Annotated in this window: 15 protein-coding genes; 12 read left to right on the top strand and 3 right to left on the bottom strand. The window is 68.0% G+C overall.

The genetic code is table 11. From position 1 onward, the window contains the following. The first annotated feature begins 103 nt into the window (after positions 1 to 103). The 3 genes from ACE2AC_RS11075 to ACE2AC_RS11085 are packed head-to-tail and all read left to right on the top strand — an operon-like array spanning position 104 to position 2,953. Positions 104 to 793, top strand: coding sequence for a sugar transferase (locus tag ACE2AC_RS11075; protein ID WP_375687051.1), 690 nt, complete (start codon positions 104 to 106; stop codon positions 791 to 793). A 7-nt stretch (positions 794 to 800) separates the two neighbouring features. Then, on the top strand, positions 801 to 1,718 hold the full coding sequence (locus ACE2AC_RS11080; protein ID WP_375687053.1) for a glycosyltransferase family 2 protein: 918 nt from the start codon (positions 801 to 803) through the stop codon (positions 1,716 to 1,718). Beyond that, positions 1,715 to 2,953: a glycosyltransferase gene (locus ACE2AC_RS11085; RefSeq protein WP_375687055.1), complete on the top strand. Its 1,239-nt coding sequence runs from the start codon at positions 1,715 to 1,717 to the stop codon at positions 2,951 to 2,953. Before ACE2AC_RS11080 ends, ACE2AC_RS11085 begins: the two co-directional genes overlap by 4 nt. Before the next feature lie 55 nt (positions 2,954 to 3,008). Here the strand turns inward: ACE2AC_RS11085 and ACE2AC_RS11090 are convergent, their stop codons facing one another. Together ACE2AC_RS11090 and ACE2AC_RS11095 are read right to left on the bottom strand one after the other, a co-directional pair. Further along, on the bottom strand, positions 3,009 to 3,551 hold the full coding sequence (locus tag ACE2AC_RS11090; RefSeq protein WP_375687057.1) for an HdeD family acid-resistance protein: 543 nt from the start codon (positions 3,549 to 3,551) through the stop codon (positions 3,009 to 3,011). 181 nt (positions 3,552 to 3,732) lie between these two features. After that, positions 3,733 to 4,740: a LacI family DNA-binding transcriptional regulator gene (locus ACE2AC_RS11095; protein ID WP_375687059.1), complete on the bottom strand. Its 1,008-nt coding sequence runs from the start codon at positions 4,738 to 4,740 to the stop codon at positions 3,733 to 3,735. Between the two features lie 131 nt (positions 4,741 to 4,871). Between ACE2AC_RS11095 and ACE2AC_RS11100 the strand changes: the two genes are divergently transcribed. The 6 genes from ACE2AC_RS11100 to ACE2AC_RS11125 all read left to right on the top strand — a co-directional run bounded on the left by ACE2AC_RS11100 (position 4,872) and on the right by ACE2AC_RS11125 (position 11,585). After that, complete coding sequence (locus ACE2AC_RS11100; protein ID WP_375687061.1) at positions 4,872 to 5,924, top strand: sugar phosphate isomerase/epimerase family protein; 1,053 nt, start codon at positions 4,872 to 4,874, stop codon at positions 5,922 to 5,924. Continuing rightward, on the top strand, positions 5,921 to 7,078 hold the full coding sequence (locus tag ACE2AC_RS11105) for a Gfo/Idh/MocA family protein (protein WP_375687063.1): 1,158 nt from the start codon (positions 5,921 to 5,923) through the stop codon (positions 7,076 to 7,078). The genes ACE2AC_RS11100 and ACE2AC_RS11105 overlap by 4 nt, the downstream gene beginning before the upstream one ends. Continuing rightward, on the top strand, positions 7,063 to 8,574 hold the full coding sequence (locus ACE2AC_RS11110) for a sugar ABC transporter ATP-binding protein (RefSeq protein ID WP_375687065.1): 1,512 nt from the start codon (positions 7,063 to 7,065) through the stop codon (positions 8,572 to 8,574). The genes ACE2AC_RS11105 and ACE2AC_RS11110 overlap by 16 nt, the downstream gene beginning before the upstream one ends. After that, positions 8,571 to 9,575, top strand: coding sequence for an ABC transporter permease (locus ACE2AC_RS11115; protein WP_375687067.1), 1,005 nt, complete (start codon positions 8,571 to 8,573; stop codon positions 9,573 to 9,575). Before ACE2AC_RS11110 ends, ACE2AC_RS11115 begins: the two co-directional genes overlap by 4 nt. Before the next feature lie 23 nt (positions 9,576 to 9,598). Continuing rightward, positions 9,599 to 10,552 (top strand): ABC transporter substrate-binding protein, encoded by a 954-nt coding sequence (locus ACE2AC_RS11120; protein ID WP_375687069.1) that lies wholly within the window; start codon positions 9,599 to 9,601, stop codon positions 10,550 to 10,552. A gap of 91 nt (positions 10,553 to 10,643) precedes the next feature. Beyond that, complete coding sequence (locus ACE2AC_RS11125) at positions 10,644 to 11,585, top strand: glucokinase (RefSeq protein WP_375687071.1); 942 nt, start codon at positions 10,644 to 10,646, stop codon at positions 11,583 to 11,585. 2 nt (positions 11,586 to 11,587) lie between these two features. Here ACE2AC_RS11125 and ACE2AC_RS11130 read toward each other — a convergent pair whose 3' ends face one another. Next, positions 11,588 to 12,037 carry a hypothetical protein gene (locus ACE2AC_RS11130; protein ID WP_375687073.1) on the bottom strand — a complete coding sequence of 150 codons (450 nt, stop codon included), beginning with the start codon at positions 12,035 to 12,037 and terminating at the stop codon, positions 11,588 to 11,590. Between the two features lie 237 nt (positions 12,038 to 12,274). Here ACE2AC_RS11130 and ACE2AC_RS11135 point away from each other — a divergent pair, with 237 nt between their 5' ends. The 3 genes from ACE2AC_RS11135 (at position 12,275) to ACE2AC_RS11145 (ending at position 15,612) form a co-directional block, all read left to right on the top strand. After that, complete coding sequence (locus tag ACE2AC_RS11135) at positions 12,275 to 12,655, top strand: hypothetical protein (protein ID WP_375692096.1); 381 nt, start codon at positions 12,275 to 12,277, stop codon at positions 12,653 to 12,655. 77 nt (positions 12,656 to 12,732) lie between these two features. Further along, on the top strand, positions 12,733 to 13,959 hold the full coding sequence (locus ACE2AC_RS11140; RefSeq protein ID WP_375687075.1) for a chloride channel protein: 1,227 nt from the start codon (positions 12,733 to 12,735) through the stop codon (positions 13,957 to 13,959). Positions 13,960 to 14,067: 108 nt separating this feature from the next. After that, a complete protein-coding gene (locus tag ACE2AC_RS11145; RefSeq protein WP_375687077.1) occupies positions 14,068 to 15,612 on the top strand; it encodes a phospholipase D family protein in 1,545 nt (514 codons plus the stop codon). The last annotated feature ends 104 nt before the right edge of the window (positions 15,613 to 15,716 follow it).

Raw genomic sequence — 15,716 nt, forward strand, 5'->3', positions numbered from 1 at the left:
TCAGAAATGGAAAAACCGCGACGGCGGAATTCGGCTAAGTTGGTCAACGGCATGATTCGGCGCGAATATTTTGGGGGTGGGTGCGACAGCGCCCTGACGGCCTATGACATTTCATCCGCCGGATCGCGCCGGGCGGGCGGGCTTTGACGCCGGTCACGAATACCTGCTTCCGCTGGCCCCGGGCCTGCTGCGCCGCAAGGCCGTCTTTGACAAGACGCTGGCGCTTCTGATGCTGCCGTTCCTGCTGCCGCTCGGCCTTTTGATCACCTGTGCGCTGCTGCTGACCGACGGGGCACCGGTGTTCTACGGCCAGTGGCGCGTCGGGCGCGGCGGACGCCGGTTCCGCTGTTGGAAATTCCGTTCGATGGTGCGCGACGCCGACGCGGCGCTGGACGCCGCGCTGGCCGCGGATCCCGGCCTGCGCCAACAGTGGGAGCTGCAGCGCAAGCTCGACATCGATCCGCGCATCCACCCGCTGGGCAACCTGCTGCGCCGCACCTCGCTGGACGAGCTGCCGCAGATCTGGAACGTGCTGATCGGCGACATGTCCTTTGTCGGCCCCCGCCCCGTGGTCGAGGAAGAGCTGGTCTACTACGGCCCCTACCTGCCCGACTACCTGGCCGTGCGGCCCGGGCTGACCGGCGCGTGGCAGGTCAGCGGGCGGTCGAACACCACCTACGACGAACGCGTGGCGCTGGATGTCGACTATGTCCGCGGCATGTCGATCCAGCGCGACATCAAGATCGTGCTGGCGACGGTGAAAGTCGTCCTCCTCCAGACCGGGGCACGATAAGACCGGAATGATGATACCGCCCAACATCTCTGCCGACCCCGAGGTCACGCCGCTGATCGTCACCATCGCGACCACCGGGCGGACCGCGATCCTGTCCGAGACGCTGCGCCATCTCGCCAGCCTGCGCGACCAGCCGGACCTGGTGATCCTGAGCCTGGCGGAGGCGACCGATTTCGACGCGGCGGCCACGGGGCCGCTGCCGTTTCCCGTGCGGGTGATCCGCGCCGCCCGCGGCCTCTGCGCACAGCGCAACGCCGCGCTGGACACCGCCGGGGCCGCCGGGTTGATGGCCTTTCTCGACGACGACTTCCTCCCGGCCGAGGGCTTCATGACCGCCGCCCGCGCGGTCTTTGCCGACGCGCCGGGGATCGTGATGGCGACCGGCCACGTGCTGGCGGACGGTATCCTCGGGCCGGGGCTCGACCACGCGGCAGGGCGCCGGGTGCTGGACGGGGCCACGGGACCGGACCGCGCCGCCACGCCGCACGAGGTCTACAACGGCTACGGCTGCAACATGATCCTGCGGCTGTCGGCCGTTGCGCGGACCGGGCTGCGGTTCGACACCGACCTGCCGCGTTACGGCTGGCTCGAGGATGTCGATTTCTCGCGCAGGCTGGCGCCCGAGGGCCGGATCGTCCGCCACCCCGCCCTGCGGGGCGTGCACCTGGGCACCAAGACCGGGCGGTCGCGGGGCCTGCCGCTGGGCTATTCGCAGATCGCCAACCCGGTCTACCTGATCCGCAAGGGCACGATGAGCCCGCGCCGCGCCATCCGCCTGATGTGCCGCAACATCGCCGCCAACACTGCCAAGTCCCTGCGCCCCGAGCCCTGGGTCGACCGGCGCGGGCGGCTGCGCGGCAACCTGTTGGCGCTGCGCGACCTCGTCACCGGGCGCCTCGCCCCGCAACGCATCCTCGACCTGTGACCCCCGCCCGTCGCCCCGCCCGCATCGTCATCCTCAACGATTCCAGCGTCGCGCGGGGCGGGGCCACCGGGCTGGCCCTGCTGTCCGCCCGGATGCTGGCGGCGCGCGGGCACCGGGTGACTTTCGTCTGCGGCGACAGCGGCGACGACGGCAGCCTAGCCGCGGCCGGGATCGAGCTGGTGCCGATGGGCGGCCAGCTCCTCCTCGACGCGGGGCGGATGACGGCGATGCGCAACGGCATCTACAACCGGTCGGTCCGCGACCGTATGGCGGACCTGCTGGATCGGATCGACGGGCCGGACACGGTCTATCACCTGCACGGCTGGTCGCGGATCCTGTCACCCGCCGTCTTCGATGCGCTGCGCCCGGTGGCACGGCGCTCATTCGTGCATGCACACGACTACTTCCTCGCCTGCCCCAACGGGGTCTATTTCGACTATGTCAGCGCCGCGCCCTGCGAGCGGACCCCGCTGTCCACCGGGTGCCTGGCGACCAACTGCGACCGGCGCGCCTACAGCCACAAGCTCTGGCGCGCGGCCCGGCAACGCGCCCTGAAACGGGCCTTCGCGGGCGGCGACTGGGCCGGGGTGCTGATGCTGACGCCCGAAATGGCGCCGGGCCTCGTGCGCGGCGGCGTCCCGGGCGATCGCCTAACGGCGCTGCGCAACCCGGCGGTGGCGTGGTGCGCCACGCGCCTCAAGGCCGAGGCGGGCGATCGACTGGCCTATGTCGGACGCAGCGAAAGCGGCAAGGGGCTGGCGACGCTTTGCGCTGCCGCCAAGATCGCCGGCATCCCCCTGCGGGTGATCGGCGACACCTCGGACCGGCCCGCCCTTGCGCGTCTGCACCCGGAGGTCGAGTTCACCGGCTGGGTCGACCAGAACGAGATCGGCCGCCACATGCGCGACGTCCGCGCGCTGGTGGTCCCGTCACGCTATCCCGAACCCTTCGGACTGGTCGCGGCCGAGGCCTCGCGCAGCGGGCTGCCGGTGCTGCTGTCCGACCGCATGACCCTGTCGGCCGAGGCCGAGGCAAAGGGCCTCGGCCATGTCGTCGACAGCCGCAGCCCCGAGGCGCTGGCCGAGGGCCTGATCCGTTTCCGTGCACGTCCCGATGACGCTGTGCGCGAGATCAGCGAACGCGGCTTTGAGGCGCTGGACACCATCAGCCTGACGCCCGCCGCATGGGTTGACCGGCTGGAATCCTACTACGCCGGCGCGCTCGCCCGGGCCTGAAACGCGAAACGGCGCCCCGTGGGGCGCCGCTCCGTTTGGTTTCTGTGCTTGCGGATCAGGCGACCGTCGTCGTCGGCTGCTCTTCGGGCAGCTTGCGCAGGCCCATGGCGAAGGCGATGAGCGACGCGCCCGAGACCAGCAGTTCGACCGCGAGCAGGATGCCCAGCGAAACCACGGCCGAGCCGGGGAAGTTGGTGAAGATCATGATCGACAGGATGATCGAGATCGCACCCGACAGCAGCATCAGCCACATGTAGCTACGCTCCTCCATGCCGAAGGCATAGATGATCTTGGCGATGCCGCTGACCATGAAGAGGATCGCGACCACGATGGTCAGCGTCACGACGCCCTGCAGCGGGTTGGCGATCAGCGTGATGCCCAGCCAGATGTAGACCAGCGCCAGCACCCCGGCCCAGAGCTTGGACCAGCCGCCCTTGACCTGGAAGATCGCGATGATCTGCAGGATGCCCCCGATCAGGAAGAACCACGCGACGATCTGGGTCGTCGCAACGGTGGCTGCGAAGGGATTCAACAGCGCGAAGATGCCGCCGATGACGGCCAGGATCCCGAGGCAGAGCCAGATAATCCAATTTCCCATAACTCTATTCCCTGTTTGCGCGCGCCCCGCGCGCGATTGCAATTCAACCTTGGTACGAATTCGGTAACCGGTCAACTGCGCAGAATTGTGACACTGACGCAGCGTGACCTTTGCGCCGATATATCACGCAAAATACTGAAAAAAATACACAAATCCTAAGCCGGAAAAAGCCGCCGGCATTTCAGCCAGGCGGCGCCGTGGCGCTGCCGCGGGCGATGAACTCCACCTCGATCACGTCGGACGGGCCGGTCAATGCGGCGTTCTCGATCAGCCCCAGCAGAAGCTCGGCCGCGCGCTCCCCGATCAAGGTCCGGGGCTGGCGGATCGTGGTCAGCGCGGGGGTGAGGTGCTGGGCCATCTCGATGTTGTCGAACCCCACGACCGAGACGTCGTGCGGGACCGACACGCCGGCGGCCTGCACCACCCCCATGAAGCCGACCGCCATCTCGTCCGAGGACAGGAAGAGCGCGGTCGGACGGTCGGTCATCTTGAGCCACTGCCGCCCGGCCGCGGCGCCGGAATCCATGCTGAAATCGCCCTCGAGCACCCAGTCCGGCCGCGCCGGCAGGTCGCGCTCTGCCAGCGCCGCGCGGTAGCCCTGCAGCCGCGTTTCGGTCAGGACGTTGCCGCGCGGGCCGGTGACATGGCCGATCCGACGGTGCCCGCGCCGCGCGAGGTGATCGACCGCCATCGCCGCGCCGCGCGCGTTCTCGACCCGGACCGAGGGCAGCGTGGTTCCCATCCATTCGCAGGCCATCACCACCGGCGGGCGGCCGGGGATCGCGAAGGTGTCGGGCGACAGCGTGCCGTCGAGCAGGATCAGCCCGTCGGCCTGGCCCGAGGTCAGGTAGTGCTGCAACCGCTCGTCGGGATCGGGGCCGGACTGCGTGTCGGCAACGAGCAGGCCGTACTGGGCGGGGGTGAGGACCGAGGACAGTCCGGCGAGGATCTGGGAAAAGAACGGGTTGGCAAGGTTCGGGACCAGCACGATCACCGACCCGGTCCGCTGCCGCCGCAGGTTCGAGGCGGTGGCGTTCACCCGGTAGCCGGTTTCCGCAACGGCGCTCAGAACCGCCTCCCGAGTCGCGGCGGCGACCACCGAGGGCTTGCTGAGCGTTCGGCTCACGGTCGCGGTCGAGACCCCTGCCACTTTGGCAACGTCTTGAATCGTCGCGATTTTTCTGTCCATCGAGCCTCCGAAACTGAGCGGGCAGATTGGCCTATGAAAAAGATGTTGTAAACGATTTCATTCTTTGTCACCCTCCACTGCAAACGATTACATGCGCGCCGGAGGAGAACAAGGCGCGCGGGGAGGACACCTTGAAGACGATCAAGGGACCGGCGCTTTTTCTGGCACAATTTGCCGGGGATGCCGCGCCGTTCGACACATGGCCGGGCATCACCGCCTGGGCGAAATCCGTGGGCTACGACGGCGTGCAGGTGCCAAGCTGGGACGCCCGGCTGATCGACCTCGACCAAGCCGCCACCAGCAAGGGCTATTGCGAGGACTGGGCAGGACAGGCCGCCGAGCAGGGCATCACGGTGACCGAGCTCTCGACCCACCTGCAGGGCCAGCTTGTCGCCGTGCATCCGGCCTACGACGCCGCCTTCGACGGTTTTGCCGACACATCCGTCCGGGGCAATCCGGCCGCTCGGCAGGCCTGGGCGGTCGACCAGGTCGAAAAGGCGATCCGCGCGTCCGCCAACCTCGGACTGACCGCCCTGCCCACCTTTTCCGGCGCGCTGGCCTGGCCCTACATCTATCCGTGGCCGCAGCGTCCGCAGGGCCTGGTCGAGATGGCGTTCGACGAGCTGGCGAAACGCTGGCGCCCGCTGCTGGACCTTGCCGACGAGAATGGCATCGACCTCTGCTACGAGATCCACCCGGGCGAGGACCTGCACGACGGCGTCAGCTTCGAGATGTTCCTCGAACGGGTGAACGACCATCCACGTGCGATGATGCTCTACGACCCGAGCCACTACGTGCTGCAGTGCCTCGACTACCTCGACAACCTCGACATCTACGCCGACCGGATCGGCGCCTTCCACGTGAAGGATGCGGAGTTCAACCCGACCGGGCGGCAGGGGGTCTACGGCGGCTACCAGAGTTGGGTCGACCGCGCCGGCCGCTTCCGCTCGCTCGGTGACGGGCAGGTGGATTTCAAGGCGATCTTCGCCAAGCTCGCCGCGATGGATTTCGACGGCTGGGCGGTGGTCGAATGGGAATGCGCGCTGAAGCACCCCGAGGACGGGGCCCGCGAGGGCGCACAGTTCGTCCGCGATCACATCATCCGCGTGACCCCGCATGCCTTCGACGACTTCGCCGACGGCGGCGCGGACGAAGCGGCAAACCGGAGGATGCTGGGGCTATGAGCCGGTTCGAGGGACGCACGGGGCCGATCCGCCTTGGCATGGTCGGCGGCGGACAGGGGGCGATGATCGGCTCGGTCCACCGCGTGGCGGCACGGCTCGACGGACACTTCCAGCTGGTCGCGGGGGCGCTGTCCTCGACGCCCGAGAAGGCAGAAGCCTCGGCCCGCGAGGTCGGCCTGCCCGAGGACCGGACCTACACCGACTTCACCGAGATGGCGAAACGCGAGGCGCGGCTGAAGGACGGGATCGAGGCGGTGTCGATCGTCACGCCCAACCACATGCACCTCCCGGTGGCGCGCGAATTCCTCAAGCGCGGCATCCACGTGATCTGCGACAAGCCGCTCGCAGGCACCCTGGCGGACGCGAAGAAGCTCGCGAAGGCCGCCGAGGCGTCGGACGCGCTTTTTGTGCTGACCCACAACTACACCGGCTACCCGATGGTGCGCGAGGCGCGCGCGCGGGTGGCAGCCGGGGAGCTGGGGGCGATCCGGCTGGTGCAGGTGGAATATCCGCAGGACTGGCTGGGCGACGTGCCGGCCCCCGACAACAAGCAGGCCGACTGGCGGACCGACCCCGCGCGCAGCGGCGCAGGCGGCGCGACCGGCGACATCGGCACCCATGCCTACAACCTCGCCCGTTTCGTGACCGGCCTGCAGCTCGAGGCGCTGGCGGCCGACCTGCAGAGCTTCGTGCCGGGCCGTCGGCTCGACGACAACGCCCACGTGATGCTGCGCTTCGAGGGCGGCGCGCGCGGGATGCTCTGGTGTTCACAGGTGGCGTCGGGCACGGAGAACGCGCTGCGATTGCGGGTCTTCGGCGACAAGGCCGGGATCGAATGGCGCCATGACGAACCCGAGCGGCTGAGGGTCACGCCCATGGGCGGTCCGGTCAGCATCGTCACCCGCGGCTCTGCTGCCACCGGGCCGGACGCGGGCCGCGTCACGCGCATTCCCGCCGGCCACCCCGAGGGCTTCTTTGAAGCCTTCGCCAACATCTACGCCGAGGCCGCGGCCGCCATCTCCGCCGCCCGCACCGGCGCCCCGGTGCCCGCGGGCGTCACCTTTCCCACCATCGCGGACGGGGTCGAGGGCGTCGCCTTTGTCGATGCCTGCGTCCGGTCGTCGAAACGCAACGCGGGATGGGTGACGCTGTGAATGCCATCCTCGCCGCCCGCGGGGTGACCCGCAGCTTCGGCCCGATCGAGGTCCTGCACGGGGTCGATTTCGACCTGCGGCCCGGCGAGGTGCACGCGCTCATCGGCGAGAACGGCGCCGGCAAGTCGACCATGATGAAGATCCTCGGCGGCTACCTCTCGCCCACCACGGGCGAGCTGCTGCTGGACGGCCAGCCCGCAGCCTTTGCCGACCAGCGCGATGCCGAGGCGGCGGGGATCATCATGATCCACCAGGAATTCAACCTCGCCTTGCCGCTGACGGTCGAAGAGAACATGTTCCTCGGCCGCGAGAGACGGCGGGGCGTCTTCCTCGACCAGAAGGCGATGCGGGACGAGGCCCGCGACCTGCTCGCCCGGCTCGACTGCCACATCGACCCGCGGATCCGGGTGGCCGACCTGTCGGTCCCGAACCGCCAGATGGTCGAGATCGCGCGCGCCATCGGCCGCCGGGCCCGCGTGCTGATCATGGACGAACCGACCGCGGTGCTGACCAACCGCGAGACCGACATCCTGCTGGAACAGATCGACCGCCTGCGCGCGCAGGGGGCCGCGATCCTCTATACCAGCCACAAGCTGGACGAGATCGCGCGCATCGCTGACCGGGTCACCGTCCTGCGCGACGGCGATCACATCACGACCCGCGCGGCCGGGGGTTTCAGCGAACACGCCATGGCAGAGGCGATGGTGGGCCGCGAGCTGTCGGACCTCTTCCCGGCCAAGCCGGTGCCGCAGGATGACGTGGTCCTCGAAGTCGAAGATCTCACGGTGCCCGGCAAGGTGCGCGCCGCCTCCTTCACGCTCCGGCGTGGCGAAGTGCTGGGATTTGCCGGGCTCGTGGGCGCGGGGCGGACCGAGCTGATGGAGGGGATAGTCGGCCTCCGCCCCGCGACAGGCACCGTCAGGGTCAACGGCAAGGCACTGAAACCTGGCAACGTGCTGGCCGCGCGCGAGGCGGGGCTGGTCTACCTGACCGAGGATCGCAAAGACAAAGGCCTGCTTCTGGGCAAGAACCTGGTCGAGAACCTGACGCTGCTGGCGCTCGACAGCTTTGGCACGGTGCGGATCGACAAACGGGCCGAGGCGGCCGCGCTTGACCGGGCGATCGGCGAATTCGACATCCGCGTGAAGGATCGCGCGATGGCCGCCGGGAGCCTGTCGGGCGGCAACCAGCAGAAGCTCCTGCTGGCCAAGACCATGCTGGCCGAGCCGCAGATCGTCATCATCGACGAACCGACCCGCGGCATCGACATCGGCACCAAGCAGCAGATCTACGAATTCATCGCGGCGCTGGCGGCCGCGGGCAAGAGCGTGATCGTCGTCTCCTCGGAACTGCCCGAGGTGATCGGCCTCGCCGCCCGCGTCGTCGTCATGGGCCGCGGCTACATCGCGGGCGAGCTCACCGGCGACCAGATCACCGAGGACGCGATCCTGCGCCGCGCCATGGGCGTGGCAGACGACGAGAAGGCAACGGCATGACCGACACCACCGCCACCGAAACCACGGCCCGGCCGCGCCGGCGGCTGAACCTGCACGTGCTGGGCCCGCTGCTGGCCCTGATCGTGCTGGTGATCCTCGGCGCCTCGCTGAACTCCAACTTCCTGAGCTACGGCAACGTGACCAACGTGCTGGCCCGCTCGGCCTTCATCGGGATCATCGCGGTCGGCATGACCTTCGTGATCACCGCGGGCGGCATCGACCTGTCGGTCGGCTCCATGGCGGCCTTTGTCGCGGGCGTGATGATCATGGCGATGAACGCGATGATCCCGTCGCTCGGCATCGGGGTGCCGCTGGTGCTGGCGGGCATGGGGGTGGCCCTGCTGACCGGGCTGGCCGCCGGGCTGCTGAACGGGTTCCTGATCGCCAAGGTCCAGATCGAGGCGTTCATCGTCACGCTGGGCGCCATGGGCATCTACCGCAGCCTCGTCACCTGGCTGGCAGACGGCGGCACGCTGTCGCTGAACTTCGACGCGCGCAGCTTCTACCGGCCGGTCTACTACGACGGCCTGCTGGGTGTGTCCTGGCCGATCATCGTCTTTGCCGTCGTCGCGATCCTGGGCGAACTGGCAATGCGCCACACGCCCTTCGGCCGGCACTGCGCCGCGATCGGCGCGAACGAACAGGTCGCGCGCTACTCCGCGGTCAAGGTCGACCGGGTGCGGATGGCGACCTACGTTCTGCTGGGCCTCCTGGTCGGCATCGCCACCATCATGTACGTGCCGCGCCTCGGCTCGGCCTCCGGCTCAACCGGCGTGCTTTGGGAGCTCGAGGCGATCGCCGCGGTGATCATCGGCGGCACCGTCCTAAAGGGCGGCTACGGCCGGGTCTGGGGCACCGTGATCGGCGTTCTGATCCTGAGCCTCATCGACAACATCCTGAACCTCGCCTCGATCGTCTCGCCCTACCTGAACGGCGCGATCCAGGGGGTCATCGTCATTCTCGCTGTCGTCTTGCAGCGCGAAAGCAAGTCCGCCGACTGAGCGGCAATCTGGGAGGAAAACGAATGAAACGCAGAGACATCTTCAAGGGCGCGGCGCTCGCCGCGACGATGGCGGTGGCCGCCCCTGCCCTGGCGCAGGACAAGCAGACCATCGGCGTCGCCATCCCCTCGGCCACCCACGGCTTCATGGGCGGGCTGAACTACCACGCGCAGGCCGCCATCGAGCGCCTGCAGGAAACCTATCCCAACCTCGAATTCGTGCTCGCCACCGCCGGGGACGCCGGCAAGATGGTCAACGACATCGAGGACATGGTCGCCACCCGCGACATCGACGCGCTGGTGGTGCTGCCGTTCGAATCCGAACCGCTGACCGGCCCGGTGCAGGCCGTCAAGGACGCCGGCATCTGGGTGACGGTCGTCGACCGCGGCCTGTCGGTGCCGGGGATCGAGGATCTCTACGTCGCGGGCGACAACACCGGCTTCGGCCGCGTCGCGGGCGAATACTTTGCCGAGAACCTGCAATCGGGTGACAACGTCGTCGTCCTGCGCGGCATCCCGACCACGCTGGACAACGAGCGCGTCGACGCCTTCACCGCCGCGATCGAAGGGTCGGGGATCAACGTGCTCGACATGCAGCACGGCAACTGGAACCGCGACGACGCCTTCAACGTGATGCAGGACTTCCTGTCCAAGTACGAGGACATCGACGCGGTCTGGGCGGCGGACGATGACATGGCGGTCGGCGTGCTCGAAGCCATCGACCAGGCGGGCCGCAACGACGAGATGTGGGTCGTCGGCGGGGCCGGCATGAAGGAGATCATCAAGCGCATCATGGACGGCGACCCGATGCTGCCGGTGAACGTGACCTACCCGCCGGCGCAGATCGCCACCGCGATCGAGCTGACGGCGCTTGGCCTGGTGTCGCCGACCCCGGTGTCCGGCCGCTTCATCATCGGCAGCCAGATCATCACGCCGGAAAACGCCGAGCAGTTCTATTTCCCGGACAGCCCGTTCTGAGGACATAGCGACCACGAAAGCGCAGCCCGGGCCACATTCGCCCGGGCTGACTTGTTTTCAGCCCCCCGACCGGGGCAGATAGGCACGGGACATGGAAGGACTGGCAGCGATGCGGCTGATTGCCGATGTGGGCGGAACCAACACGCGGATGGCCCTGGCCGAAGGCGGCGCCGTGCAGGTCGACAGCCTGCGCAACTTCCGCAATGCCGAACACGGCAGTTTCGACGAGGTGATGCGCCAGTTCCTCGACACCGCCGGCGTGCCGGTGGACGAGATCGTCGTCGCCGTGGCGGGGCCGGTCGGGCCGGGCCACGCGCGGCTGACCAACCATGACTGGGATTTCGACGCCGCCGCGATGCGCGACCGGTTCGGCGCGTCCCATGCGGCGCTGGTGAACGACCTCAAGGCGCTTGGCCACGCCCTGCCCGCACTGGACGATGACGGCCTGATCCCGGTCGCCCATACCGGCGCCGGGCGCAACCGCGGCACGCAATCGCTGGTCGCGGGCATCGGCACCGGCTTCAACGTGAGCCCGGTGCTCTGGACCGCGCCGGGCGTGGCGCAGTGCCTGCGTTCGGAACACGGCCACCTGACCCTGCCCGAGGACATCCGCACCGCGCTCGACGCCCGCGTCGGTCCGGCAGCGGACGAGTTCACGACCATCGAATCCTGCTTCTCGGGCGCGGGGCTGGGAAAGGTCCTGACCGCGATGACCGGCCTGCCAGCCGACCGGCCGGAAACGCTGGTGGCCCGGGACGATCCCAAGGTGCAGGCCGCGCTGCAGTTCTATGCCGGTCTGATCGGCCGGCTGGCGCGGAACCTGAAGCTGGCCTTCATGCCGGATGCCGGCCTCTTTTTCGCGGGCAGCGTCGCGCGGGCGATCCTGACCTCACCGGCGAAGGAGGCGTTCCTGGAAACCTTCGACGCCCCGATCCCGCTCGAGTTCGACCTCGTCACACCGGTCTGGATCATCAAGGACGACAGCGCCGCGCTGAAGGGCTGTGCGCAGCTCGACGCCGCGCAGGAGGAATAGGCTCAGCTGCCTTCCCGCGCCCCGCGGATCAGCGCCACGGTTTCGGCCACCACGGCCCTGAGTTCCTCGAAGGCCGCGTCGATGGCCCGGTCGATGACCGCGTCCGGATCCTCGCGCACCTCTCCGACCCAGTCAGTCAGCTCGGTCAGCTGGCCCTCGATCCGGTCGAGCCGTTCGGTCAGCTCACCGGTCGGTTCGGGCAGCCCCTGCTCGCGCATCGCCTGCCCCGCCGCCCGCAGTTCGGCCAGGTCGGACCGCGCGCCCGCGACCTCTTCGGTCAGCTCTGTGATCTGGGTGCCGATCGGCTGGATCGTCGCCGAGGTCGCCGCCAGGTTGGCCGACACGTCCTCGGCCGCCGACAGCACCTTCCACACCAGGAACAGGCACACGGCGAGGAGAATCAGTGAGGCGTTGATCAGCGCCAACGCCAGGTTCCAGGCGGTTCTGCCCATGCTGCGATCTTCCATTCCGTCGCCCCCGGTCCCGTGATGCCGGCCGAAAGTGGCACGCGGATCCCGCACCGGCAAGACGTAAGGTCAAGGATTGCTGGGCAGTTGCATTCCGATACGTCAAAAATTGCCGCTTTCCGGGATCCGCGGCGGCGCATTCGCCTAATCGTTGTCAGGTCGATATTTCTGAGTTAACACTAGGTTAACTATTTGCTTATCGGAGAATTTGTCGTGCTGCGGATGATCTATCGCCTCTGTGCGTACCTGCTCTCGAATGCCGCTGGCCTGTTTGTCGCGGTTCTCATCCTTCCAGGGTTCAGTATCGACTGGCTCTCCTTCATCCTGGTTGTCGCGATCTTCTCCGGTGCGCAGACGCTTCTCGATCCGCTGATCACCAAGATGGCGCTGACCACGATCCCGCAGCTGCGCGGCGGCGTCGCGCTGATCACCATCGGGATCTGCCTTCTGCTGGTCGACCTGGTCATGCAGTCGATGAACATGGGCGGGGTCGCGAACTGGCTCGCCGCCACGCTGCTGGTCTGGCTGGGCAGCATGATCGCGGCGATCCTGCTGCCGCTCTACGTGTTCAAGGAACTGGTGGTGGAACCGCGGCGCAACTGACCGTTGCCGCGCCTGCCACGACCTGAAGGCCCCGCGCGCCGTACCGGCCGGGGCCTTTTCCATGCGGAAGAGGCGAGATGACCGACACGACCCCGGCCGCCGCGCCCAGGCTCACCCTCTACCTCGCCGTCATCGCGGTTGCGCTCGGCCTTGCCGCGGGGGCCATTGCCGCCGCGGCCTACGTCCTGATGATCGACCTGCAGGGCCTGATCTGGCCGGACGAGACACCGCGCTGGATGATCCTGCCGATGACGCTGGCGGGCGGGGTGCTGATCGGCATCACTGCCCTGATGGGCGCCCGGCTGGCGGTCGAGGACGAGATCGCGCAGGTACACGACCCGAAACCGCGCCACGGGCTGCAGGCGCTGTGGATGACGCTCGGCTCGATCGTGGCGGTGGCCTTCGCCGGTGCGCTTGGCCCCGAGGGCGGGATCATCGCGCTGGTCTCGGCGTTGTCGACGATGATCGCGCTGAAACTGGGGCGCGAGGCGTCCGAGCGCCAGGCCATCGCCGAGGCCGGGCTGGCCGGCGGGCTGGCGGGGTTCTACGGCTCTCCGCTGGCCGGGCCGGTGCAGGCCGAGGCCCCGGGCACCGCGCCGCGGATCACCCACTACCTCGCCGGTTTCGCGGGCGTGCTGGCCTTCATCTGGACCGCCGAGTTCCTGCGCGAGGGCGCGCTTTCGGTGATGTACCTGCCCCGTTTCAATGCCGAGCCGCAGACATACGACGGGCTGATCGCCATCGTGCCCGGCATCGCCGGGGCGCTTGGCGGGCTGCTCTTCATCTGGTTGCGGTTGCGCCTGACCGAAGCCTACGCCGCCCGCCTGCCGAACGTGTTCCTGCAACCGGTGCTGGGCGGGCTGGTGCTGGGCCTTGTCGGCACCGCGGCACCGATCCTGCTGTTTTCCGGCCATAACGAGATCGGCGAGGCGCTGGCCCTCGGGCAGGAGGACGGGCCGCTGATCCTGATCGTCCTGGGCCTTGCCAAGGCCGCGCTCTGCGCCGTCTGCCTTGGCAGCCGGTGGCTGGGCGGCCCGATCTTCCCGCTCTGCTTCACCGGCGCGGCGCTTGGCGGCGCGATGCTCTACGTCGTGCCGGGGCTCGATCCGCTGATCGGCGTAGCGGCCGGCATGACCGGTGCCTCGACCGTAGGGCTGAAGAAGCCGCTGCTGGCGGGGGCGGTGATGATCTTCGTCATCGGCGACGGGCTCCTGCTGCCGATCTTCGTCGGGGCCATCGCCGGGTGGATCGTGCTGAACCGCCTGCCCGACAAACTGACCGAGGGCGGCGGCTTTGCCCACTGATCCGCCGCCGCGGTGTCGCCGCCGGCACGCTTGCTTGACGCCGCGTCTTGGTTTTACAACTTCTGGGTAGGGACCCGCGACAGAACCGCCTCAACTGGACATTTTCTAATGCGTATCATCGGCTTTCTCATTTCCATCATCGTGATCATCGTCGTGTTCATCGTCGGGATGCGGCTCTTGTTCCCGCTGCCCGATGCCACCGACGTGGCCGAGTCCTCGTACGTCCAGTCCAGCGAGGCGACGATGATGGGGCAGGCCAAGGCCAGGGGCGAGGCCGAACATCCCGGCCTGTCCGGCGTCCGCCCGCTGGCCGACGGCCCCGAGGCGCTGGCCGCCCGTGTCCTGCTGGCCCGCAACGCCGAGGAAAGCATCGATGCGCAGTACTACATTTGGCAGGAGGACACGACCAGCTGGCTGCTGCTGGACGAGCTGCGCCAGGCCGCCGAACGCGGCGTGCGGGTGCGCCTTCTCCTGGACGACAACGGCATCCCGGGCCTCGACGAGGAACTGGCGGCGCTGAACGCGATGGAGAACTTCGAGGTCCGCCTCTACAACCCCTTCACCCTGCGCAATCCCAAGCTGCTGTCCTATGTCTTCGACTTCTCGCGCCTCAATCACCGGATGCACAACAAGGCGATGATCGCGGACGGCGCGGTATCGATCATCGGCGGCCGCAACATCGGCGACATCTACTTTGAATTCGGCGACGGCGCGCACTACTTCGACTTCGACACCGTCGCCATCGGCCCCGCGACCGACGCGGTATCGGCCAATTTCGACGATTACTGGAACAGCGCCTCGGCCTACCCGGCCGAGCTGATCCTGGACGAGCCGACGCCCGAGGGCCTGGAAAGCGTCAAGGCCGAGGGCCAGGCGGCGCGCGAAACCGTGGACGGGTCCGCCTACCTCAAGCTGGTGCAGAACTCGGACATGATGGCCGAGCTCGGCACGCCGGACTTCTTTGAATGGACCAATGTCGAGCTGATCACCGACGACCCCGTCAAGACCCTGCGCGAGGCCGAGGGCGATGAGCTGATGATCAACAAGCTCGCCCGCATCCTCGCCGACGCGGACACCTCGGTCGACCTCGTCTCGGCGTATTTCATCCCGGCCGACAAGGGGACCGAGCTGCTGTCGAGCTTGGCCGAACGCGGCGTGAACACCCGCGTCCTGACCAACTCGCTGGAATCGAACGACGTCTCGTCGGTGCATTCGGCCTACATGAAGTACCGCCCGAAACTGGTCGAAAACGGCGTGATCGTGCTGGAACTGACGGCCGAGGCCGCCGGGGCGCATACCGACAAGCTGCCGACAGTGCTCGGCTCGACCTCCAGCCTGCACGCCAAGTCGTTCGCGATCGACGGCGACGAGGTCTTCATCGGGTCGTTCAACTTCGACCCGCGGTCGGCCCAGCTCAATACCGAGATGGGGCTGCTGATCGAAAGCCCGACGATTGCGGCGGGCATCTCCTCGGCGCTGGAGGATCCCAGCCGGTTCTACCGGGTGCGCGACATCGACATCGGCCAGATCGACTGGGAACACGTCAACCGCGAGGGGGCGGAAAAGCTCTTCGTGACCGAACCGAACGTACCCTGGACCAAACGCGCCATCGTGACCTTCATGAGCTGGTTGCCGATCGAATGGATGCTCTGAACCGCACCACCGCGACGTAATCGGGCGGCCCCTGGCCAAGACCCGCTTGTGCCCGCGTGCGGTTTTCTGCAAAAGCGGCGGGTCTGACACCCGCCGCAACAGAT

The organism is Pseudooceanicola sp. LIPI14-2-Ac024, from assembly GCF_042188925.1.
Taxonomy (GTDB): Bacteria; Pseudomonadota; Alphaproteobacteria; order Rhodobacterales; family Rhodobacteraceae; genus Pseudooceanicola.